Below are 20,736 nucleotides of genomic sequence, written 5' to 3'. Positions count from 1 at the left end.
GTCTAATGACCAATGACAAATAACAATTTACTTGGTTTTGAAATCTTTGAGAAGAAATGGCATCATCATGCCTGTTACGAAGCTAGATATTGTTACTGGTAAGCAGAAAGGGATTTCAGCCTGGGCAAATAACACTAATAGTAAAGAACCTACAGTAGTAGCAATAGCAGTTCGCTGAACAAAATATATGGGGTCGCGCAGTAACTTTCCTTTGAAAAATAATTTAACAGAATACCAGCCAAGTTCTAACATTTTTGCTCCTAATAATTAGTTAAGAAATTTAGTATGACTAGACCTAGAATAATGGCGGGAATTACACCAGCAGGAGCAAATAAAGCACCAAGTATTGCTGAAAATTCATAGCCTATATCTTTTCCTGCTAATAGCATCCCGCCGATAGCACCGCCAATCATAGATAAAACTATACCTGTGATTAGCCAGATAAATTCTGTCGTAATATTGAGTTCGCCTGCTGCTAAATTGGTGAGAAAATCTCCCGTAAACAGGGTTAGTAAAATGTGTTGCATTCTCTGTTTTCTCCTTAATTGAGATGGAAATACGGAGAGGTAGCGGTCACAGTAAACACTGATAAAATAATCAATGCCCTATGCCCTATGCCCTATTTCTAATTGTACGTCTTGTAACGCTTTAGCTACTATTTCTGCTTGTTCCATCTGTTGATATTTGGTAAATATTTCTAAAGCTTGTTGATAGTATGCATGTGCTTGTAAAAGATTTTTAAGATTACCATTTTCTGGTTTTTCTGGGTCATCGGGTAAGTTGAATAAAGCGTTAGCTTTGTTTGAAATTGTGTTAGCATACTCTAGGGGTGTATCTTTGGAATTACGCACTTTTAAAGCTTCGTCATAAGCGACGATCGCTCTTAAGTTATTCTCCACAGCATGAGAACTCACTAAATATTGCAAAGCATTACCCAAATTATTTTGCAACATTGCATATTCTCTGGGATGCTCAATTAAATTAATATGCTTTAGCGCAGTTTCAAATGATTGCACTGCTAATCCTTGACGCAAGTATTCCCGTTCCGATGCTAAAGGCATGGAAAGATAAGCGATCGCAATATTATTGTATAAAATTGCATATTCTTGTGGGTAATCCTGCCAAATAAATACCCGCAAAGCCTCATGATAAGCTTGGATACTATCAGTTATCCGCGCTAAATTATACGGCACAAGTGACTGTAACACCAGCCCAAAATTCATTTGTGCTTCTGCCACTTCAGAGGGCGAAGCTAATCGTTGTAAAGTTGGTAGTGCTTCTTCATAACCGACTTTTGCTTGTATTAGCAGTTGCGTGCTAACATCTGGTATTGCCTGTAACGTCCCTGACATCCCCACTTGTGCCCTAGCTTTCAACAGGGGATACTCCTCACCACACATCTGGTAAGCCTGGTAATATAAGCTAACTGCATTCCGTAAATCTTGGGCTGTTTTGGGCTTTTTTTGAAAGCCTTGGGCTATTTCAATCAGCATTTGAATTTTTTCATCTGCTGAAGCTGACTCCGATACAACAGCTGCGATCGCAGCCTTCACTGCTGAATCTGTAATGCTAGGGGTCATAACTCTGCCATACTCTAGCCAATTGAAATTTGAGTTTCTTGACACCCACGAATGATGAAGACACGATGAATCGCATCTCATCACGGGCCATACTGATTTACGCAGGCTTCGAGTCCTTTTGGCGGAATTCCCCTTCAGATTAGGGACTGGGGAGATGGGGAGATAGGGAGATGGAGGGAAAGAGGTAATTTTTCATTCTTCCTCATACCCAATGCCCAATGCCCTCTTTGCCCAATGCCCAATCTCTAAAATATAAAACACCCTATTTCTCAAATTCTAGGGGGGAATTGCCAATATTAATGTCTGTTTTAAACACCTGAGATTTAGAAAATATTGTTTGTATCACAAGTACACAAAATAGCGTTGAAAAGATATCAAAAATTACAATCAGCCTAAGCCTACCCAAATAAACCAGAAGGGAAAAGGTTAAAGGGAAAAGGGCAAACTGCCTGAACAGGTCGCCTACAATTCCACTCGCTTTTTACCTTTCCCCCTTCCCCTTCTCGATGAACACCGCAGTGTAAAAGCCGATCGTTGAACCCGAATCAACTGCGACAACAAAGGCTCTAGAAATAGTCAACACTGCTAGAGAGCAAATTTTAGATGTCACTGCTGTTAGTGAAATTATACAATTAATAGAGACGATATTAATCTATAAGTTGCCGAGATTGAGTCAGGAGGACATAGGAAAAATGTTTGGATTAAATGAGTTAAGGCAAACTAGATTTTACCAAGATGTTTTTGCTGAAGGTAAAGAAGAAGGTAAAGAACAAGGTAGACAAGAAGCTAAGTTAGAAACCATACCTCAGTTATTAGCATTGGGTTTAAGTATTGAGCAGATAGCTCAAGCTTTAGGTTTGGATGAACAAGTTGTTAGGGAAATTACACAACTAAAATCTTAAAATAATCAGGTGGTAGGTTGGGGTACAATCTGTTGTGCCCCTACATTTTGCTGTGTTCAATTTACTGATTGCACAATACAGTTAAATTAAGTATTTATTCCTGATTTTTACATCCTTAGAATTATTACACTTCTGAGTAAATAAAGCTACCTTTTAAACAATCACAAGTCTTGATTGGTGAACTTTTTAACTTTCGCGTAGCGGTATTAGACTATTAATTAAACTCATGCACATCTAAATTAGATAACTACTCATGGTATTCATTGACTGTCAACAGGTGCTGACGAGTCAATGTGCAATTTTTATGTAAGTAAAACGACTTAAAAAACAAACTATGTAAACTAATGTAAAAAGCTTGACATTTAGTTCGTAGTGATAACTTTAGTCCTCTAGTAAGGACTAAAGTTATCACTACAAACCTTTAATTTACACCGTTCTACTTAGAACAGGTGATTGCTAATAATTAATTTTTTTTTAATAAAACAGAGTTGAATCGAAAAATACTTTATGTTTAAAAATAAACAGCAATAAGGAAACTCCCAAAAATAAATTATTCAGCTTCAAATTGTTTACTGTCAACTATCAACCGTCAACAGTCAACAATAGCAATGGAATATTTTTTTACTTGGAAGTCCCTCAAATAGGTGATACTCTACAAGCTTTATCGCCTAAATCGTGCATGGTAAAAATTAGAAAAAGACATAGCCGATGACTAACGTACTGTGGCTACAAGGTGGTGCTTGTTCCGGTAACACCATGTCATTTCTCAACGCCGAAGAACCGACAGTCTGCGATTTAATTGCTGACTTTGGCATCAAGGTACTTTGGCATCCATCCTTAGGATTAGAACTAGGTGATAATTTACAAACACTGCTACGGGATTGTATTTCTGGCATAATTCCCCTAGACATTTTGGTCTTTGAAGGCAGTGTTGTCAACGCTCCCAACGGTACTGGGGAATGGAATCGGTTTGCCGATCGCCCCATGAAAGATTGGTTAGCAGATCTGGCCAAAGCTGCTAAATTTATCGTCGCTGTGGGAGATTGTGCCACTTGGGGAGGAATTCCCGCCATGTCGCCCAACCCAAGCGAATCGGAAGGTTTGCAATTTCTCAAGCGTCAAGAAGGTGGCTTTTTAGGTAAAGATTTCGTTTCCCAAGCCGGATTACCTGTAATTAATATTCCCGGATGTCCCGCACATCCCGATTGGATTACGCAGATATTAGTGGCGATCGCTACTGGACGCATAGCAGACATCGCCCTGGATGAATTGCATCGTCCGCAAACGTTCTTCAACACCTATACCCAAACAGGTTGTACTCGCAACGTCCACTTTGCTTACAAAGCATCAACCGCCGAATTTGGTCAGCGTAAAGGCTGCCTATTTTATGACTTGGGTTGTCGCGGCCCCATGACCCATTCCTCCTGCAACCGCATCCTATGGAATCGTGTCTCCTCCAAAACCCGCGCCGGAATGCCTTGTTTGGGTTGCACCGAACCAGAATTTCCCTTCTTTGACCTCAAACCAGGAACCGTATTTAAAACCCAAACAGTTATGGGGGTTCCCAAAGAATTACCGCCAGGAGTCAACAAAAAAGACTACGCCATACTCACAATGGTGGCAAAAGACGCAGCACCACCTTGGGCGGAAGAAGACTTTTTTACAGTTTAAGGAATGGGGCATTGGGCATGGGGCATCGGGCATTGGTTATTCCCCGCGTTTCCCTATCTCCCCATCTCCCTACTCCCCTTACCAATTATTAAAGGAGAAGAGAATGGGAATTCAAACATTAGATATATCGCCTGTTGGTAGAGTTGAAGGCGATTTAGATGTCCGAGTTGATATCGAACACGGAAGAGTAGTCAACGCTTGGACACATGCCGAATTATTTCGCGGATTTGAAATTATTCTACGCGGTAAAGACCCCCAAGCCGGATTAATTGTCACGCCTCGAATTTGCGGAATTTGTGGCGGTTCTCACTTAACTTCTGCATCTTGGGCATTAGATACAGCTTGGGAAACAGAAGTTCCACGCAATGCAATTTTGGCAAGAAATCTCGGTCAAATTGTGGAAACAATCCAAAGTATTCCTCGTTATTTTTATGGATTGTTTGCCATTGATTTGACTAATAAAAAATATCGCAGTAGTCGCTTTTATGACGAAGCTACCAGACGCTTTGCCGCTTTCACTGGTAAATCTTACGAATTAGGCATAACAATTTCCGCCAAACCTGTAGAAATTTATGCGCTATTAGGCGGCCAATGGCCCCACAGCAGTTATATGGTGCCTGGTGGTGTGATGTGCGCCCCCACCCTCACGGATATTACCCGCGCTTGGGCAATTCTGGAATATTTCCGCACCAATTGGTTAGAACCAGTTTGGTTGGGTTGTTCTTTAGAACGTTACGAACAAATCCAAAGTTATGATGACTTTTTGGATTGGTTAGATGAAAACCGCAATCATCGAGAATCGGATTTGGGTTTTTATTGGCGCATGGGTTTAGACATCGGTTTAGATAGATATGGCGCTGGTGTTGGTAAATATGTTACTTGGGGATATTTAGCCCACGAGGATAAATACCAAAAACCGACCATCGAAGGACGAAATGCAGCGATGATTATGAAAAGTGGAGTTTATGACAGCTTCACTGATACTCATGTCTTAATGGATCAGTCCTTTACCCGCGAGAATACAACTCACTCCTGGTACGATGAAGGGAGTGCGGATATTCATCCTGGCGATCGCACCACTAAACCCATCGCCAATAATACCAAAGACTTCGATAACGCCTATTCTTGGGCAAGTGCCGTTCTACACAAAGACTTCGGACGTTTAGAAGCCGGCCCCTTAGCGCGTCAGTTAGTCGCAGGTGGCAAACATGGCGAATCTTGGCAACACTATGACCCCTTCATCCTCGATGTCTTCAAACGCATGGGTGGTGCTAGTATTCATGTCCGTCAGTTAGCACGACTTCACGAAATTGTCAAGTTATATCGTCAAGCCGAACATTGTTTGCGCGAATTCAAATTAAACGACCCTTGGTATATCAAACCCAAAGAAAAAGATGGCAAGGGTTGGGGTGCAACGGAAGCAGCGCGGGGTTCTTTGTGTCACTGGGTGGAAATAGAAGGCGGTAAAATTAAGAATTACCAAGTGATTGCCCCTGGTACCTGGAATATAGGCCCCCGTGACGGTGAAGGAATGCGCGGCCCCATTGAAGAAGCTTTAATTGGCACACCCATTTACGATTCTAGCGACCCGGTGGAAGTTGGTCATGTGGCGCGATCGTTTGATTCATGTTTGGTGTGTACAGTCCACGCCCACGATGCGAAAACGGGTGAAGAGTTGGCGCGTTTTCGGACTGCTTAATTTAGTTATTTATCAGGTGCGTTAGTCGTAGGTAGAACTTACGCAAAAACTCTCTCTTGCTCTTATTTCTCCGTGCCCTCTGTCTTGAAAAGTTCAGATGCCTGCGGCAACCCCTTCGGTGTACGCCGGAAGCCGGCGCTCCGACTTTTCGCTGCGTCCTCTGTGGTAGCCTGCGGCAAGCCGCTGACGCTCCTTCTCTGCGAGACGCTGCGCGAACGTCGCTACCGCGTCTACGATTCTCCGTTACCTGTGCGTAAGTCCTGCTTAAGTTAAGCTAATCGTCATTCAAATTGCATCTCCGTGTCCCCGCGTCTTTCTAACGAGTTGAGTTATGCAATTTAAAAGCGCATCAGCTTAGTAGCCACTAAATTTTTATCCTAAGTCAAAACCAAATTATCCCGATGAATCACAGTTTCCGCACCGGCGTAGCCTAAAATTGTAGCAATTTCTCGTGAATGATAGCCACGAATTTTTTGCAGTTCATTGCTGTTGTAATTCACAAGTCCTCTGGCAATTTCGTTACCGTTGCTGTCACACAATTGCACTGCATCTTGTGTATCAAATTCTCCTTCTATTGCTTTAATTCCAGCTGCTAATAACGATTTTCCGGCCAAAGAAATTGCAGCGATCGCACCTTCATCTAAATATAATTTTCCTGTTGGTACAAGTCCGTAAGCTATCCAACGTTTACGTGCAGAAGTTGGTTCTGGTTGCGGCTCAAAATGTGTGCCAATCAATTCACCCTGGATAATTTTTTCTATATTCTGGGGAAATCGTCCTTGGGTAATTACAGTGCGGACTCCAGCTGCAATGGCAATTCTCGCAGCGGAAATTTTTGTTACCATACCGCCAGTACCCCATTGAGAACCTTGGGAACTTGTTTGGATTTGTGATTTAACTAGTTCTTGAATGTTACTAACTAAAGCGATGGGCCGTGCATCTGGTACGGAACGGGGGTCGGCTGAGTAGAGGCGATCGACATCAGTGAGTAAAAATAACCAATCGGCTTCTACTAAACTTGCAACCAAGGCCGAAAGAGTATCGTTGTCACCAAATTTTAATTCTTCTACCGCTACAGTATCATTTTCATTGACTATGGGAATCACTCCCAATCCCAATAATTCTTGAAAAGTATTGTAAACATTGAGATAGCGGCTACGTTGTACTAAATCACTGCGAGTCAATAATACTTGAGCGATCGGCTGTTGTAGCGTATTAAATAAATCATCATATACACGTATTAATCGCCCTTGACCAACAGCTGCTACAGCCTGTTTGAGGGCGATGGCTTTAGGACGTTCTGTTAACCCTAACCGCGCACAACCCACCCCAACAGCACCAGAAGAAACTAAAATTACCCGATGTCCCTGGCGTCTTAAATGACAGAGTGTCTCCGCCAAGGTGGCGATGGTAGAAAGTGCTAATTGTGCCGTTTCTGGTTGGGTGAGGCTAGAAGTGCCAATTTTGACAACAATCGTTAGTGACATCAAAAAAGTTAGGAGTTACGAGGCATTGAATTTTAGATGTGAGATTTTTTCTTTAATCCCAAATCCAAAGTTGTCATCATAACTCATTATGGTACTGCAATATACTTCCCTTCTTTTACCTCTAATAAAACTGGCTCAATTTCCCGTTCTCCTTCAGAACTAAATTTGAGTGGATAGCCTGAAGTTTGTTTGACCAAAAAATTGGCATTTTCTAAACTGGCGAGGATTGTTTTGCGACTGGAATCAACAGACAAATCTTGAATCAAAGCTTGTGTAGCATCATAGCTACTAGCAGTACGCCAACTGACATCAATTGTCCATAATTTTTTAGCTGTTTGAGCGTATTTTTTTGCTTTTTCGGCGTCTCTAAACCAAGGAACCACTGTAATTAAACCTTCTACCGCCTTTCCACCTTGCGTTAAGGTTTCGTCGCTATAAAGAGGATTAGTACTTAATAATTTTAGTTTGCGTTGTTTTTGATTTTGATAATTATGAATTGTATTATTATTTGCTTTAGCAATGTCTAAAGCAACATTACTATATTGTTGATCTGTAATTAAAACTGCTCCTTGTGCTTGCTTATCTAAACTTAGATTAACTTCTTTTTGGGCATTGAGCGTGCTTTGTGTTAAGTCTACCTGACGAGTAATTTTACCTCCTAGCTTTTGAAATTTATTTTGAAATTCTTCCGTCATACTTTGACTAAATAAACTTGTAGATTTAAAGATAACTACTCTTGTTAAATGCAAATTCTTTATAGCATATTTAGCTAATTTATCTCCCATTGCTGCATTTGAAGGTATAGTCCTAAAGAAATTCTTATTCTCCTGCAATGAAGTAGTACTACTAGCAGGAGAAATCAGCGGTATTCTTCCCTTTTTATATTCTGTTAAAGCTGCTTGTGTTGCTTCGCTAAAATTATGTCCAATCACTCCTAATATAGATTTAGTTTTGACTAATTCAGCAGCAATTTGTTTTGCTTTTTCTCGTTGCTTACCATCACCATCGTTAGCAATAATAATAGAAAGTAGCCTACCATTTAAGCCGTTTTTTTGATTAAACTCTTGTTGTGCGTGTGCCACACCGCGCAATATTTCTTCAGCAAAGTTAGTATTATCTACTGGTACAACTACTGCTAAGGTAAAATAATTTTTTCTTTGCTTAGCAAGAGCATTATTATAGTATATTAATACCTCTGGATCTGTGCGATCGCTTTTTCTTGCTTGTTCAAATAATTCAGTAGCAGTTGAATAATTAGCAAGTCTAAAACTTTCAATTGCTTGGTCTCGATATGTGTTATTTTTAATAGGAAAAAAAGTGCGATCGCCACTACTGAAATTACTACTGGGATTGTCTACACAAAAAACACCTAATATTTTATTTTCGCTTCCGCTTGCCAAACATCGTGTTGACATACCAATGAATGTACCTATTACGGCCGCAGAAAACGTCATTCCTCCTGCTATTACAAGGTAACGAATACCTTTAGATAACCTCGATTTAGCTGGAGAAACTATTTCTATATTCGAGATACTTACAGCTTTTTTTGATTCTTGTATAATTTCAATTTCTTCTGTCTTTTTTGGTCTGGAAAATCTCTGTAAAGGCAAAGATTTTTCAGTTACATTTAAAGTAAAACTAGGCTTTTGATCGTTAGCTATGCTATTGTGTTTTTTTTCCTCTGATAAAAACTTTTTTCTATCTTCATCAGTGAAATAATTTTCGGCTTCCTTGAATTTTTGTAATTCTTTAATTTCTTGTCGCAATGGATGACGTTGCAGTAACCAACGACCTACTAATTCAATTTTTATTTTATTACCTTCTGCATCTAAAAACTTATGGTCAACAAGTTCTTTGATAGCTTTTTCTATAACTTCCCTCTTAAATACTCCATATTTTTGCAATATTTGAAATGGAGTTTCTCCAACTGCACCTATTTTCTGAGACTCTGCAATTGCAGAAAATACAATTTTTTCTGTAAAACTCAAACCATCCCAAAACCATGCTAGTCCTGCTTCTGCATTTTCAATTGCTTTATCAACAATATTATCTATATCTTCACGACCGATATGTGATTCGTCTAATTCTCTAGCTCTGACAAAAATCGCAAAACAGATGACTTGGATAAAATAAGGATGTCCTGCTGATAGTTCAATAATGGCTTTAATCGCTTCCTGGCTATACTCTAAAATTCCCTGAGCAGGCTGAGTAATTAGCTGTGTTGCACTATGTTCATCTAAAAAATCAATTTCATGAATATAAGCATCTTGAAAAGAATTGAGTAAATTTGGTATGTTTGCTGATTGCCTACCAGTAAATATAATTAAAAATAGCTTTTGTTCTACTTCAATTAAAGAATGTAAGTAAATGAAAAAGTTCTCCAAAAATGAAGCAGAATATTGATCGCTTAATGCTTCAAATTCATCTAATAAAAAAACTAATTTTTTACCATCTAATTGGTTGATAACTTTTGCCAAAAATTGACTATAAAAAATATATGGTTCATTGTCTAAATCTTGAATACTAGGCGGCTTAATTTTTTGGTTATTTATTTCCAGTTGTTCAATAATTTCTTGAGCCAAGTCTGCTAATATCTTACAAAGATTCTCACGAGTGTAATCTTCTAAATTGAAAGCAATAAAAACAAAGTCTTCTAATTCAACAGATTTTGCAATGTTACGAATGATTGACGACTTACCGATACGTCTTTGACCATGCAACAAAGTAACTTTTATATCTTGGCTGAGATTATCTTTCAGAACATGAAACAAATCTTGCCGTCCAAAAAGTAGTTTTGGGTCATCGATTGGACGACCGATTATATAAGGGTTTCTCCGAGATACTAACTTTGCCATGATCTTAAGAGTATATTACTAGATTACTGTATTTTATTTTACACTAGAGCGAAGCCCGATCGCTGTATCCTACCTCACTTTTCACCTTGTATTTGAACTCAGATTGGCTCTGTTTGTCGTTCTCCTTCAGGACTAAGTTGAATTAAATCTCCAGAAATATTTGTATGATTTACGACAAAATTAATATTTCTTAACTTTTAGATAACTGTTATGCGACCAGAAATATTATTCGTTCAAGAGGAAAGGCGATCTGGTCAAGCTATGGCTGCGATCGCCTTAATTAATCGCTATTTAGCTGGTGGGCAAGCCTCCTTTTTGAGTTGGAATTCATTAATAGAGAATGACAGTCTAAAGTTTAATGAACCTCCGCAGTTAGACGAGCCTATGACCCACATGGCCATAAAAGCAACTAACCCGCCAACAATGACAACAGCAGGCGTTGATTTCAAAGCTTTTGCCAAACTACTTTTCATCCCTTTGACTATTGACTTATCATTAGATTGTCTGGAGTTGGTTGCTTTAACCATAAAACTAGCTCCTTTCATTGTTTTATCTTGAACAGCTGGTCTGGTCGTTTCTCAGGCCACCAGACTGGCTTTAACTAAACATACTAGCTTGCAACTAACTTGTAACTAAGTTTACAGAGACAGCATAGATTTAGATTATTATTGCGGTAGCATAACCCACCTCCCACCTTGTATTTGAACTAAAACTGGCTCTGTTTGCCGTTCTCCCTGAGAATTAAATTGGAGTGTATCTCCAGAAGTTTTTGTATTATTTACAACAAAACTACTATTTCTTAAATTATCGATAACTGTTGTCCTTGTAGAATTCGCAGACAAAGCATGAATAAGCGCTTGGGTAGCATCGTAGCTGGTTGCAGTTCGCCAACTCACTTCTCCTCGCCATTGCTCTTTTGCTTTTTTGCCAAAGTCCTTTGCTTGCTGAGCTTCACGAAACCAAGGAACGACTACAGTTAGTCCTTCTACAGTTACACCTTTACTTAAAGTTTCATAGCTGTAAAGCGTATCTCCGCCTAAAAGCTTCATTCCTGATATGTTTCTGTTTTGATTTCTGATTCTACTAACTACATCGTAGTTAAACTTAGCAATTTCCAGAGCAGTATTAATGCGTTCTCTATCTGGAATTAATACCGCTGCTTGTGCTTTGTGTCTAAAAAGACTTCTAGAAACTTGTGCATCCATATCCAGTGATTTATCTGCTAAGTTAATTTCTGGTTTAAGCACTTTACCTCCCAGATTTTCAAATGTCTTGCTAAATTCCTCTCTCATGCTGTCGCTGTATGAACTCTCAGGATTAGAAAAAATAGCTACTGTTTTTACCTTCAAGATATTGAAGGCATATTCCGCTAATTTCTTACCTCCAGCAGCATCAGAAGGTAAACTTCTAAAAAAATTCTTTTTACCCAATAATTGTGTGCTGGTGCTAGTGGGAGAAATCACAGGTATTTCTGTTTTGCTATATTCTTGCAAGGCTGCTTTGGTAGAGTCAGAGCTATTGTGACCAATAATTCCCAAAATAGATAAATCTTTCACCAACTGTGCAGCTACTTCTGTGGCTTGTTCCGATTGATTTGCATCGTTGGCAATTTTAATCTCCAGCAACCGACCGCTTAAACCATTATTTTGATTGAATTCATGCTGTGCTTGTGCTACGCCACGCAATATTTCTTGAGCTAAATTATCATTATTTGCTGGAACAGCTACCGCTAAGGTGAAAGGATTTCCTTGTTGTTTAGCACGAGCGTTGTTATGGTAAATTAATACTTCTGGATCTTTGCGATCGATTTTTACAGCTTCTGCAAATAGATTGCTAGCTTCTTGATATTTTTGTTGTTTAAAGGCTTGAATTCCTTGGTCGCGGTAGCTATTTTTAATAGTAGGAAATAAAGTGCGATCGCCATTACTAATTTTAGTGTCATCATCTATACACAAAACCCCAAACTGTTTCTGCTTCCCTGAAGGACACTCAGATGAAAAGCGGTAAGCACCATAACCTACACTTACCACAAGCAAAGATGTAATTACTGCTAGTATTTTTTTTAAATTTGAATTTTTTGGATTTCTTTTTCTCTGATTACTAAGAGAATCATTTACTTCTGGGGTCGTAATTTGATTTTCATAAGTCTCAATTTCTAAAATTTTCTGTATTGCTACTTTTGTGTTAGGTTCAATTTCTAAAATTTTGTTATATTTTTCCTTGGCTAGTGAGTATTCACGTTGAATAATTAAATTATGCCCATATTCTGACAAAGCATCTAAATATCCTTCTTTATAAGAATTATCATCTGCTTGAAAAAGTTCCTTGTGAAGTTCTAGAGATTTTTCAAAATCTTTTGCTTTCAAATACTCTTTAGCCAAAGATGCTGCAATATTATAATTACTGGAATCTCTTTCTAAAGCCTGCTCATAATGCTGTATTGCCAGGTCGTGTTTTCCCTGTTCAGACCAAAAGTTTGCTACTTCAGTCAGGTATTTAACAATCTCTTGAACGTTTTCATTTTCTTGGGTTTTTAATTTCTGTGTTGTTAAATTTTGTATTTCATTTTGTAGTGAATGATATTCTAGTAACCATTGACGAATTAATTCTACGGTGATTTTACGTCCGTCATCAGATAAATAATGGTTTTCTATTAACCTCTCCCAAGATTCAGATAACTCCTCTGTCTGATTTATACCATTTCTACCAAGCATATCTAATGGTTCTTCTGGAAATCTTTTTCCTTGCTTAATAGCTATCTTTTGAGCTTCAGCTACAGCTGACATAATGATTCTTTCTTCTACCGTAAGTACCTGCCAAAAACTTAGTAAGAAAGAATCAGCTTTTTCAATTGCTTTTTTTAAAATGTCTTCTACATCAGCACGTTCAACAATCCACTTTTCATTTTCTCTTGCTTGTTCAAAAATAGTAAAGCAAATAACTTGAGTAAAACATGGATGCCCTGCTGAGAATTGCAAAATTTCTTTTATTGCTTCATTTCGATATGTTAAAATATTTTTAGCAGGTTCAACGATCATTCGTTCAGCACTACTCTCATCTAGCAAACCAATATTTTGGTGTGGTGCATCCTTAAATAAATTCAATAAACTTGGTAAGTCGTTAAGATACCTTCCAATTACTGGAATAATAAATAATTTATCTTGATCTTTTAAAAGTTTTTTTAAGTAGGGGAATAATGTTTGTTGCTCAACAATATTTATCTCACCGTTATCATTACTTGCAACATCGAATTCATCAAGTAGTAATACTATTTTTCGATCCTGTATTTCTTGATAAACATTCAGTAAAAAAACTTCAGAAAATAAATTGATATTTTCTTCCAATTGTGCATTTGTTGGTGTTTGTAATTTATCTGCATCTATGCCAAGTTTATCGATAATCGTCATAGCCAAGTCATAGATAATATTACTTAGACTTGACTGACTTTGGTGTTGCAGGTCAAATTGAACAAAAATAAAGTCATTAGATTGAATAAAATTTGAAACTTGTTTCAGTACAGAAGACTTACCAATGCGTCTTTGACCATGTAGCAAGATAACTTTTACACCTTGGCTGAGATTATCTTCAATAAAATGGAATAGACTGTCACGACCAAAAAATCTGTGGCGCTCATGTATTGCACGACCAATAATGTAAGGATTTCTTTTAGCGTTTGTCATTTTATTTACCCATATTAATTACTTGGTAAAATAAGTCCTTTGGGTAAAGCAGCCATTAACTTTCCAAACCACTCCATAATCTGTGGAATTTTGTCTTTGTTTTTCCATAGCCACTTCACGGCTGTAATGAATTTATCCATTTGTTGCCTACTCATTAAATTGAGAAAAACTTTTTCTCGTGCTTGCAACCACTTTTCATCTGTTTGCCAAAGTTGTTGAATTACCCAACGCTCCATTGTCGATGAAGTGAAAGAATATATATTTTTCTCTTCATGAACAGTATGAGTTACTACACCTTGTTCTTCCAGTTTGATTAATTCTGCTTCTCTTTGACTAAAAATTAATTCAATACCACTCACATCAAATTGTTTTTGTTTGTGTAGGCGACCCTTTAAACTAGAAAGAGCCATGAGCATCAATAAAGTTTGTTCGACTTCACTACATCTTTCCCAAATATTTTGAAAAATTTGTTGCGTCACACTTTCAAAATCACTAACAAATTTATCTGCATTTGGCGCATTAGCAGTAATTAAATCTCTATGTAGAAGAAAGCCAGATATTTGTAACAAAGATGGATGTCCGCCTGTGATTTCTTTAATTGCTTCCCGTAAATCTGGTATTCTTAAACTTTTAAATATGTCGTCAATTTCCGTATTATTAAATGTTTTCAGCCGTAAAAATAAATAATGATTGTACCACGGTGAAGCGTTGGGATTGAGCTTGGGCCCTAGTTCGTTGAGACGCTTTAGGGAAGTAACAATCATCGACATATTTTGTCCTTCCGCAGAGTGAACAGCCAAATTACGGCACTCACTCAAAAACTTTTGCATCGCATCTTCATCGTATTCCTGGTTAGTATCGAGTGCTACATGAAAGTCATCTATTAGCAACACGAGATATTTATCTTGTACTTTCAGCTTTTTTAATATTTGTCGCAGGCTATCTTTAGTCATCGGCTTTACTGCTTGGAGAATTGTATCAATTTCAGCTTCCAATGCAGATTGACCTGCTACTTTTTCTTTCACAAGAGTGAGTATTTCTTGCCAAAAATCTGAGGGAGTGAAAGGAGTAATATTCTCGCAACTGAAACGAACAATTACAGCTTGGGATGAGTCCATCCCGTGTTCTTCCCAAGCTTGCGATGATTCTAGTTTCTGCAAAAATGAGGTTTTTCCCATCCCTGGCCCTCCCCAAATCGCTAGATGGCTGCGGTTATAAATTTGATCGAAAGCTGCGGCAATTTCTGATGCTCGTCCTGCGAAATGCTCTGGACGTACTGGTTTTCCTATAATAAAAGGATTTTGTTGTAACATTATTTAATACGAGTTTCAGTAAAATCTAGTAATCATACTATCACTCTTATGTAGCATAATGAAATAATTGCGCTGTTTGATGTAATATGCTCGTGTATAGACGGAGTTCATCGTGTCTTTAGGCGCTTCTTACTTTGTGCAAACAGAAAGTTACGATTTAGGGAACTGCAAAAATCAATTATTTCGTTTCAAGTCGTTGACTGTTGACTATGAACCGTCAATAGTTAATAGTAGTATTTATACTCACTAATTCATAAGTGTTGCAATATGTAAAGCGCCAGACATCCTATAGGTGAACGCTGACGCTTTACGAGTTTATATTTATTTACTATGCGCTAGAGTCTTTTTTAGCTGACTCCATGTTATTAATACTTATGATCCCCGATTTTTAGATTCCAGCAAGATTCCTTAATCATTTCTTTAGATTTACTTTCCTGATGATTTCTCAAGTTTTGTGAATTTTAGTTTTCTTTGGGGTGATAGACGCTCCAAGGATTTCAGATACCCAAACTTCAAAATTTCGCACTGGATGAGAGCGCAAAGCAGCGTCTGGATGAATAATCGGTTCCACTAAAATGGTAAACATTCCCAAGCGATTACCTGCTAAAACATCAGTAAACAAGCGATCGCCTACCATTCCTACTTGATGCACTGGTAAATTCATTGCTTGCAATGCGGCTCTAATTTTACGTCGGGAAGGCTTAGCTGCACCCAAATAATAAGGTAAATTGAGCGATCGCGCAATTCCACCAATTCGCGCTTCACTCAAGTTATTGCTCACCAACCACAATGCAGTACAAGTACGAATTTCCTCTACCCAACTTTGTAGTTCTGGGGAAGCCATCCCCACACTAAAGGGTACTAAAGTTTCGTCTACATCCAACACCAGCCCCTTGAGACCATACTGTTGGATGATATCCGGTGTCAGATTTAATACTGAACCTTCTAAAATTAAATCAGGCTGTAAAAGATTGTTCCAGGTCATAGTCAACAGGCAAAATATAAATAGCTCCAGACAAAAGAGCGTAACCCAATATAGTTTAGTTAGTCGAACTCCATCCTGGAATATCTCCACGAACACTTTGAGATAAAATCCCTAAAATTTTATCTATCTCTGTAATATAAGAATTATTCAAATTAATAAATATCTCGTTTGCTTCTAAGTTCAAAAACTCCCAAATATCTCCAGTAGTCACAGCATCAAAAAATTTTTTAATTTCATTTTTCTCTTGTTGATTAAACAATTGTGCTGCTAAAATTGCTGCTGCACATTGGTCTAATCCACCTTTAATATTTTCATTTTTTGCTTCAATAATAATCACCACAGGCGCATTAACCGTTAGTTTTTCTTTAGAAGGACTGATAATAAAATCACAATAAGCATTCAGACTTCTTGCTTCATCTACATTAAAATCTACACCTGAAAATAAACTAATTGGATAATTATCCCTACGTCTTACCTCCAATAATATCGGTGTAATAATCATTTCTGAGCGAGCTTTTTCAGTGTTAATTGCTAAAGCCAGTTCCGTAGTTTCTTCTAAAGTATTTGTGAGTTTTTCACTAAGCTGTAGAGGTTCTACATCCGCACACAAATCAGCTTCTTCATCAATAGTGATGGGAAATGACTTTTTAAATTTACTTAATGCAAAATCGCTATAAGCCATTTTCAGTATCTCATAGCAATTTGGGATTATAAATCGCCCAATGTCCTATTTTAAAGCTAGACGGTGATATGACAAATCACACACAAAAGACAGAAAAATATTTCTTTCCCAGTCATCAGTCATCAGTCAACATCCAACCTTATTTTTCAGACAGGTTGAAAATTGGATTTTACTCTACTTCATTAAAAAGATGTTCTTCAAGGAGTGGTTGTACTTGACGAAACTCTTCTGGAGAAAGTAATTCCGGTTCGCCTGTTTTCGATATGCGTGCAAAAAACAATAGCGGATCTAAAGGTGTATAGATTGCATATTCTTGATGTTCATCATAGAAGCTAGCCAATAGCTGTAATTGCTCTGGTTCTAAATCTGCTTCTTCGTCTTCAATTTCTAAAGTAAAAAGTTCTGATTCTTCAACAGGTGGTAAATCACCTGCAACTGTCAGAGCATAAGCTGTATTTTTCAGTGTTAAGTTTTGCTCAGATAATACAGCCTGAGCAGTGCTAAAAATTTGCTCAATAATGGCGTCATCTTCTACGAGAACTGCTTCTTCTTCCTCGTCTTCACCTTGCCAAGAGAAGATTTCTACAGGTGAGTCTACAGGAAGCAGTAAAACATATTCTTGCCCATCTACTTCCAAGGTATGCTCTATGTAACATTCGAGCGATCGCCCTTTTTCATCAGTCAAAGTGATGGAACCGGCATGAGCGTTATCATTTTCTTCAGGAAATTCAGAGGAAAACATGGTCAAAATTTACAAACTCAATAAATACCAGCAACTTTGTAAATCGTTAAGCTATCAAATAGCTTTACACGTAAATCCAAATGCTGGCTAATAGTTTTCAGAATATCATGTTAAAAGGTATCAATACTCGATAGTTGCCACTGAAGTGTGAGAATTAGCACGCTTCATATCCAGCCATTGTTGCAAAATTAAAGAAGCTGCCTTGCGGTCAATTAAACCTTTGTGGCGTGATGGAGAGCGATTCTCAGCTATTAGCAGTTGTTCTGCTTGAAATGACGTTAACCGTTCATCTACGTATTCCACAGGCAAATTCAGCGCTTTAGCAAGTCTTTTGGCAAATTTTTGGACTTGACGCGCTTGAAATCCTAACGAGCCATCCATTGAATAAGGTAAACCTATAACCAGGACTTGCACCCGGCGTTCATTAATTATTTGCCGGATTTGCTCTACATCTTGTTCAAAAAATGTACGTTCAATTGTAGTGAGACCCGTAGCAATTAAACCAGTGCCATCGCATCCTGCAACACCAATGCGTTTGCTACCGCAATCTAATCCCAAAGCTGAAATAAATGGTTTTGCTTGCTCTTGGGGTATCACACTACTTCTCCTGCTGTGCATCTGCTGATTCGGAAATCGGTGATGCTTCCATGTTATTGTTTTTTACCGAAAAATTAATCGGTTCTGACTTGCTTGGCTGTGGTCTATCTGGGGATGGTGATTTTCCTGGCTGTATCCAAGACATTCCCCCTGGTATAGGTTTTCGAGCCGGTTGTAGACCTTGTAGCATATCAGTCCACTGAATTCCTTCTAAGGAGACGAATTTTGACTCCCGTAGCTTGTGCCACACAGAGCGAGACATGATTAGTGTATGTTCTACGCGTTTTGCCCCAATTCGCTCCAAATATTCTTCTCGCTCTGCCTGATAATCTGAGGAAGCTAATTGTAAGCCTTGCTGAGGAAAATCTTGGGCAATACGAGCTAGTTGAGATAGTAATTCTGGATACAGCCAAGTATAGGCTGGGTGAACGGTTAGTGTAGCAACGTGGGGGACTTCCCCTTTGCGGTCAAGTTGCACCTGAAAATAGCCGATGGCCGCTTTGCGTTGCGGTTCAAACACGTAACCGCTGACTACTTCTGTTTTAGTTACCCATTGTTTGACGGCATCCATTAAAGCACCGAACAAACTGGTTTTAAAGTCGCGGGTATTCCGGTCAAAAACTTGACGCACCAAAGGTGGCATCGATGCCGTATCTAATTGATATAACAACTGAGCATCAGCATTGCTTACTGGTAACAGGTTGGGCAAATCTGGCTCTGCTTGCGCCAATTCAACCAGTAATTCCGGCTCGATTTCCCAGTATGTCATTTCTGCCAAACGCTGAAATCCATTTTGCCGATACAGTGCCAGCGCTTCTATGTCATTGATATTAACTTCCAATAGCCAAGTGCGAGCTTCCAAAATCGATTCAAAGCAATGACGTAAAAGCTGTGAGCCAATTCCTTGTTTATCAGCACCACCTTCTAGTAGCACTCGGTCGATGCGCCAAGTGCTGCGCGTGCGGTTAAAAGGTGACACTTGAATCATCCCTAGAAGCATCCGCCCTTGCTCTGCTACATAAGCACAGAGGCGATACTGTAGCGGGTTAGGAAACCAACTCAAAAATTTGAGTAATCCATACCAGCGACGTAACCACTGCATCTGGCTGATGGCAAAATTTGCTCCCTTGGGAGTCAGGGCTGCGAATGACTCTTGAGTTATGCGCTCAACTCCGTCCAGATCCCGGTATTGGAGTGGTCGGATAACAACGCTGAGATTTCGGGGAAGTAATGAAGTCATTTTAATTCGAGCCGCCATTTAGCCTTAACTAACTGCTCTTTGTCAGAACTGCTGCAATCATCTTAACTACTTTCTGCTCTTGACTATTGCGTCAAAAGGGTGATTTCAGTAACTTAATACTTAAAAAAGCAGAAAAAGCAGATTTTGTGAGAACGCCAATGGCGTTAACTCGACAACATCTGCCTTTATTTTATTTGAAATTTGATTAAAGTATGTGTATATTTATAAGCCTTGTCGAGAAACTAGCTTTTCATAGTTAGCTTGGCTTTGAAGGAGTAGTTGCTGGCGGCTATCGAAGAGTGTTTGTTTCAGGGGTGGAACAAGATTACGAGCTTGCAGAGTCATGTGTAATTGTAGATTAGCGACATATTCACTGAAATCTTGATTCATTTCATCTGCGATCGCATCTGTTAACAAGTTTGATTCCATTGCCACTGTGTTCTCCTGTGTTAATCCTTTGCTGTCTCTGGACACCATCAAAAATTATCACGTTGCGTGGACTAACTTTTTAATTTGCAATGAACTTTAACGCTTCTTTAGAGATACCGATGTCTAGCTTGAAAAGTTCGCAGCTGCGCCGCCGCTACCAAACCAGAAGATTCCGACGCAAGGCAACAGCATCACACCGACTCGACTTTTCGCTACAAGCAGCTACACCAACGCCAACCCATCAAAATCTTAAACCAATGCCACCTTGCACAGAAATAGCTGTACCACCACTATCACGGTAAGCATCAAAAGCGATGATCGCGTTACCAAAAAGCACAGTATTGCTATTGGGAATCACATAATCAATTCCCGGCTGTAAAGCAAAACTAATCTTGTCGCCCACAGGAGAATCATCACCAGCTAACACCAACCCAGCACCCAAATAGGCATCAGCTTGCCAATTCAGGGGTACATCATAAGAAACCGTTGGTACAACTGCCGTACCATTACCAATTAAAACTTGGGCACGCAGAGAAATTGGCGCTTCCAAAAGCTTGTAACGCCCAGCTATCACCCCCCCAATTTGGACACCATCAGTAATACCGATGCTTGGGCCGATACCAATATAACTGCCATACGCTACTTGAGCCTGTGCTGGTTTAGCACTCAAAGCTAAACTCAACACCAAACCAGCCCCCAAAACAGAAAGCGAATATGGAACATATTTCATAGCCCAATTCCTCACACCATTTTTTTGTAATTTGTCGTCGGGCATAGGGCATAGAGCATGGGAAGAGGACAAGGGAACAAGGGTAAAAAATTGTTGCAATTTGTCTACTTGTCTCCTTGTCTCCTTGTCTCCTTGTCTGTCTCA

At 38.9% G+C, this 20,736-nt stretch carries 18 protein-coding genes; 4 read left to right on the top strand and 14 right to left on the bottom strand.

Translation table 11 applies throughout. The features are described 5' to 3' along the window. Nucleotides 1–27: 27 nt before the first annotated feature. The 3 genes from VF06_RS12060 to VF06_RS12050 form a co-directional block, all read right to left on the bottom strand. Nucleotides 28–252 carry a hypothetical protein gene (locus VF06_RS12060; protein ID WP_099066405.1) on the bottom strand — a complete coding sequence of 75 codons (225 nt, stop codon included), beginning with the start codon at nt 250–252 and terminating at the stop codon, nt 28–30. An 8-nt stretch (nt 253–260) separates the two neighbouring features. After that, nucleotides 261–527 carry an asr0689 family protein gene (locus VF06_RS12055; protein ID WP_099066406.1) on the bottom strand — a complete coding sequence of 89 codons (267 nt, stop codon included), beginning with the start codon at nt 525–527 and terminating at the stop codon, nt 261–263. A gap of 78 nt (nt 528–605) precedes the next feature. Continuing rightward, complete coding sequence (locus VF06_RS12050) at nt 606–1,580, bottom strand: tetratricopeptide repeat protein (protein WP_099066407.1); 975 nt, start codon at nt 1,578–1,580, stop codon at nt 606–608. 530 nt (nt 1,581–2,110) lie between these two features. On the opposite strand from VF06_RS12050, the gene VF06_RS12045 reads away from it, so the two are divergent. From VF06_RS12045 to VF06_RS12035, 3 genes are all read left to right on the top strand, one after another. Next, complete coding sequence (locus VF06_RS12045; RefSeq protein WP_257207472.1) at nt 2,111–2,482, top strand: Rpn family recombination-promoting nuclease/putative transposase; 372 nt, start codon at nt 2,111–2,113, stop codon at nt 2,480–2,482. 708 nt (nt 2,483–3,190) lie between these two features. Then, a complete protein-coding gene (locus tag VF06_RS12040; protein WP_099066408.1) occupies nt 3,191–4,153 on the top strand; it encodes a hydrogenase small subunit in 963 nt (320 codons plus the stop codon). Between the two features lie 103 nt (nt 4,154–4,256). Beyond that, nucleotides 4,257–5,852: a nickel-dependent hydrogenase large subunit gene (locus tag VF06_RS12035; RefSeq protein ID WP_099066409.1), complete on the top strand. Its 1,596-nt coding sequence runs from the start codon at nt 4,257–4,259 to the stop codon at nt 5,850–5,852. Between the two features lie 377 nt (nt 5,853–6,229). On the opposite strand, the gene proB is transcribed toward VF06_RS12035, so the two are convergent. After that, the gene (proB, locus tag VF06_RS12030; RefSeq protein WP_099066410.1) at nt 6,230–7,339 is read right to left on the bottom strand and encodes a glutamate 5-kinase; all 1,110 of its coding nucleotides are present in this window, start codon (nt 7,337–7,339) and stop codon (nt 6,230–6,232) included. A gap of 86 nt (nt 7,340–7,425) precedes the next feature. Further along, nucleotides 7,426–10,194 (bottom strand): ABC transporter substrate-binding protein, encoded by a 2,769-nt coding sequence (locus VF06_RS12025; RefSeq protein ID WP_099066411.1) that lies wholly within the window; start codon nt 10,192–10,194, stop codon nt 7,426–7,428. Between the two features lie 210 nt (nt 10,195–10,404). Here VF06_RS12025 and VF06_RS12020 point away from each other — a divergent pair, with 210 nt between their 5' ends. Further along, nucleotides 10,405–10,752: a hypothetical protein gene (locus tag VF06_RS12020; protein WP_099066412.1), complete on the top strand. Its 348-nt coding sequence runs from the start codon at nt 10,405–10,407 to the stop codon at nt 10,750–10,752. 107 nt (nt 10,753–10,859) lie between these two features. Here VF06_RS12020 and VF06_RS12015 read toward each other — a convergent pair whose 3' ends face one another. The 9 genes from VF06_RS12015 to VF06_RS11975 form a co-directional block, all read right to left on the bottom strand. Continuing rightward, the gene (locus VF06_RS12015) at nt 10,860–13,874 is read right to left on the bottom strand and encodes an ABC transporter substrate-binding protein (protein ID WP_099066413.1); all 3,015 of its coding nucleotides are present in this window, start codon (nt 13,872–13,874) and stop codon (nt 10,860–10,862) included. A 14-nt stretch (nt 13,875–13,888) separates the two neighbouring features. Beyond that, a complete protein-coding gene (locus tag VF06_RS12010; RefSeq protein WP_099066414.1) occupies nt 13,889–15,187 on the bottom strand; it encodes an ATP-binding protein in 1,299 nt (432 codons plus the stop codon). Nucleotides 15,188–15,632: 445 nt separating this feature from the next. Continuing rightward, nucleotides 15,633–16,172: a YqeG family HAD IIIA-type phosphatase gene (locus VF06_RS12005; protein WP_099066415.1), complete on the bottom strand. Its 540-nt coding sequence runs from the start codon at nt 16,170–16,172 to the stop codon at nt 15,633–15,635. A gap of 55 nt (nt 16,173–16,227) precedes the next feature. Continuing rightward, complete coding sequence (locus VF06_RS12000; RefSeq protein WP_099066416.1) at nt 16,228–16,854, bottom strand: hypothetical protein; 627 nt, start codon at nt 16,852–16,854, stop codon at nt 16,228–16,230. Nucleotides 16,855–17,023: 169 nt separating this feature from the next. Beyond that, nucleotides 17,024–17,596, bottom strand: coding sequence for a DUF3727 domain-containing protein (locus VF06_RS11995; protein ID WP_099066417.1), 573 nt, complete (start codon nt 17,594–17,596; stop codon nt 17,024–17,026). 120 nt (nt 17,597–17,716) lie between these two features. Further along, the gene (ruvX, locus tag VF06_RS11990; protein ID WP_371411451.1) at nt 17,717–18,214 is read right to left on the bottom strand and encodes a Holliday junction resolvase RuvX; all 498 of its coding nucleotides are present in this window, start codon (nt 18,212–18,214) and stop codon (nt 17,717–17,719) included. Then, nucleotides 18,195–19,451, bottom strand: a complete 1,257-nt coding sequence (locus tag VF06_RS11985) for a GNAT family N-acetyltransferase (RefSeq protein WP_099066419.1) — start codon at nt 19,449–19,451, stop codon at nt 18,195–18,197. Before VF06_RS11985 ends, ruvX begins: the two co-directional genes overlap by 20 nt. Before the next feature lie 204 nt (nt 19,452–19,655). Next, a complete protein-coding gene (locus VF06_RS11980; RefSeq protein ID WP_099066420.1) occupies nt 19,656–19,862 on the bottom strand; it encodes a hypothetical protein in 207 nt (68 codons plus the stop codon). A 241-nt stretch (nt 19,863–20,103) separates the two neighbouring features. After that, nucleotides 20,104–20,592 carry a hypothetical protein gene (locus VF06_RS11975; protein ID WP_099066477.1) on the bottom strand — a complete coding sequence of 163 codons (489 nt, stop codon included), beginning with the start codon at nt 20,590–20,592 and terminating at the stop codon, nt 20,104–20,106. Nucleotides 20,593–20,736 lie beyond the last annotated feature (144 nt).

It is taken from the genome of Nostoc linckia z4 (assembly GCF_002608075.1).
GTDB classification, from domain to species: Bacteria; Cyanobacteriota; Cyanobacteriia; order Cyanobacteriales; family Nostocaceae; genus Nostoc; species Nostoc linckia.
The sequence above is the reverse complement of the archived record's forward strand: the minus strand, read 5'-3'. Positions and strand labels throughout refer to the sequence as shown.

Excerpts from the sequence above, each read along its gene's own strand:
- VF06_RS12060 (WP_099066405.1), bottom strand. The coding sequence starts at position 252 with ATGTTAGAACTTGGCTGGTATTCTGTTAAATTATTTTTCAAAGGAAAG.
- VF06_RS12055 (WP_099066406.1), bottom strand. The coding sequence starts at position 527 with ATGCAACACATTTTACTAACCCTGTTTACGGGAGATTTTCTCACCAAT.
- VF06_RS12050 (WP_099066407.1), bottom strand. The coding sequence starts at position 1,580 with ATGACCCCTAGCATTACAGATTCAGCAGTGAAGGCTGCGATCGCAGCT.
- VF06_RS12040 (WP_099066408.1), top strand. The coding sequence starts at position 3,191 with ATGACTAACGTACTGTGGCTACAAGGTGGTGCTTGTTCCGGTAACACC.
- VF06_RS12035 (WP_099066409.1), top strand. The coding sequence starts at position 4,257 with ATGGGAATTCAAACATTAGATATATCGCCTGTTGGTAGAGTTGAAGGC.
- proB (WP_099066410.1), bottom strand. The coding sequence starts at position 7,339 with ATGTCACTAACGATTGTTGTCAAAATTGGCACTTCTAGCCTCACCCAA.
- VF06_RS12025 (WP_099066411.1), bottom strand. The coding sequence starts at position 10,194 with ATGGCAAAGTTAGTATCTCGGAGAAACCCTTATATAATCGGTCGTCCA.
- VF06_RS12020 (WP_099066412.1), top strand. The coding sequence starts at position 10,405 with ATGCGACCAGAAATATTATTCGTTCAAGAGGAAAGGCGATCTGGTCAA.
- VF06_RS12015 (WP_099066413.1), bottom strand. The coding sequence starts at position 13,874 with ATGACAAACGCTAAAAGAAATCCTTACATTATTGGTCGTGCAATACAT.
- VF06_RS12010 (WP_099066414.1), bottom strand. The coding sequence starts at position 15,187 with ATGTTACAACAAAATCCTTTTATTATAGGAAAACCAGTACGTCCAGAG.
- VF06_RS12005 (WP_099066415.1), bottom strand. The coding sequence starts at position 16,172 with ATGACCTGGAACAATCTTTTACAGCCTGATTTAATTTTAGAAGGTTCA.
- VF06_RS12000 (WP_099066416.1), bottom strand. The coding sequence starts at position 16,854 with ATGGCTTATAGCGATTTTGCATTAAGTAAATTTAAAAAGTCATTTCCC.
- VF06_RS11995 (WP_099066417.1), bottom strand. The coding sequence starts at position 17,596 with ATGTTTTCCTCTGAATTTCCTGAAGAAAATGATAACGCTCATGCCGGT.
- ruvX (WP_371411451.1), bottom strand. The coding sequence starts at position 18,214 with ATGCACAGCAGGAGAAGTAGTGTGATACCCCAAGAGCAAGCAAAACCA.
- VF06_RS11985 (WP_099066419.1), bottom strand. The coding sequence starts at position 19,451 with ATGGCGGCTCGAATTAAAATGACTTCATTACTTCCCCGAAATCTCAGC.
- VF06_RS11980 (WP_099066420.1), bottom strand. The coding sequence starts at position 19,862 with ATGGAATCAAACTTGTTAACAGATGCGATCGCAGATGAAATGAATCAA.
- VF06_RS11975 (WP_099066477.1), bottom strand. The coding sequence starts at position 20,592 with ATGAAATATGTTCCATATTCGCTTTCTGTTTTGGGGGCTGGTTTGGTG.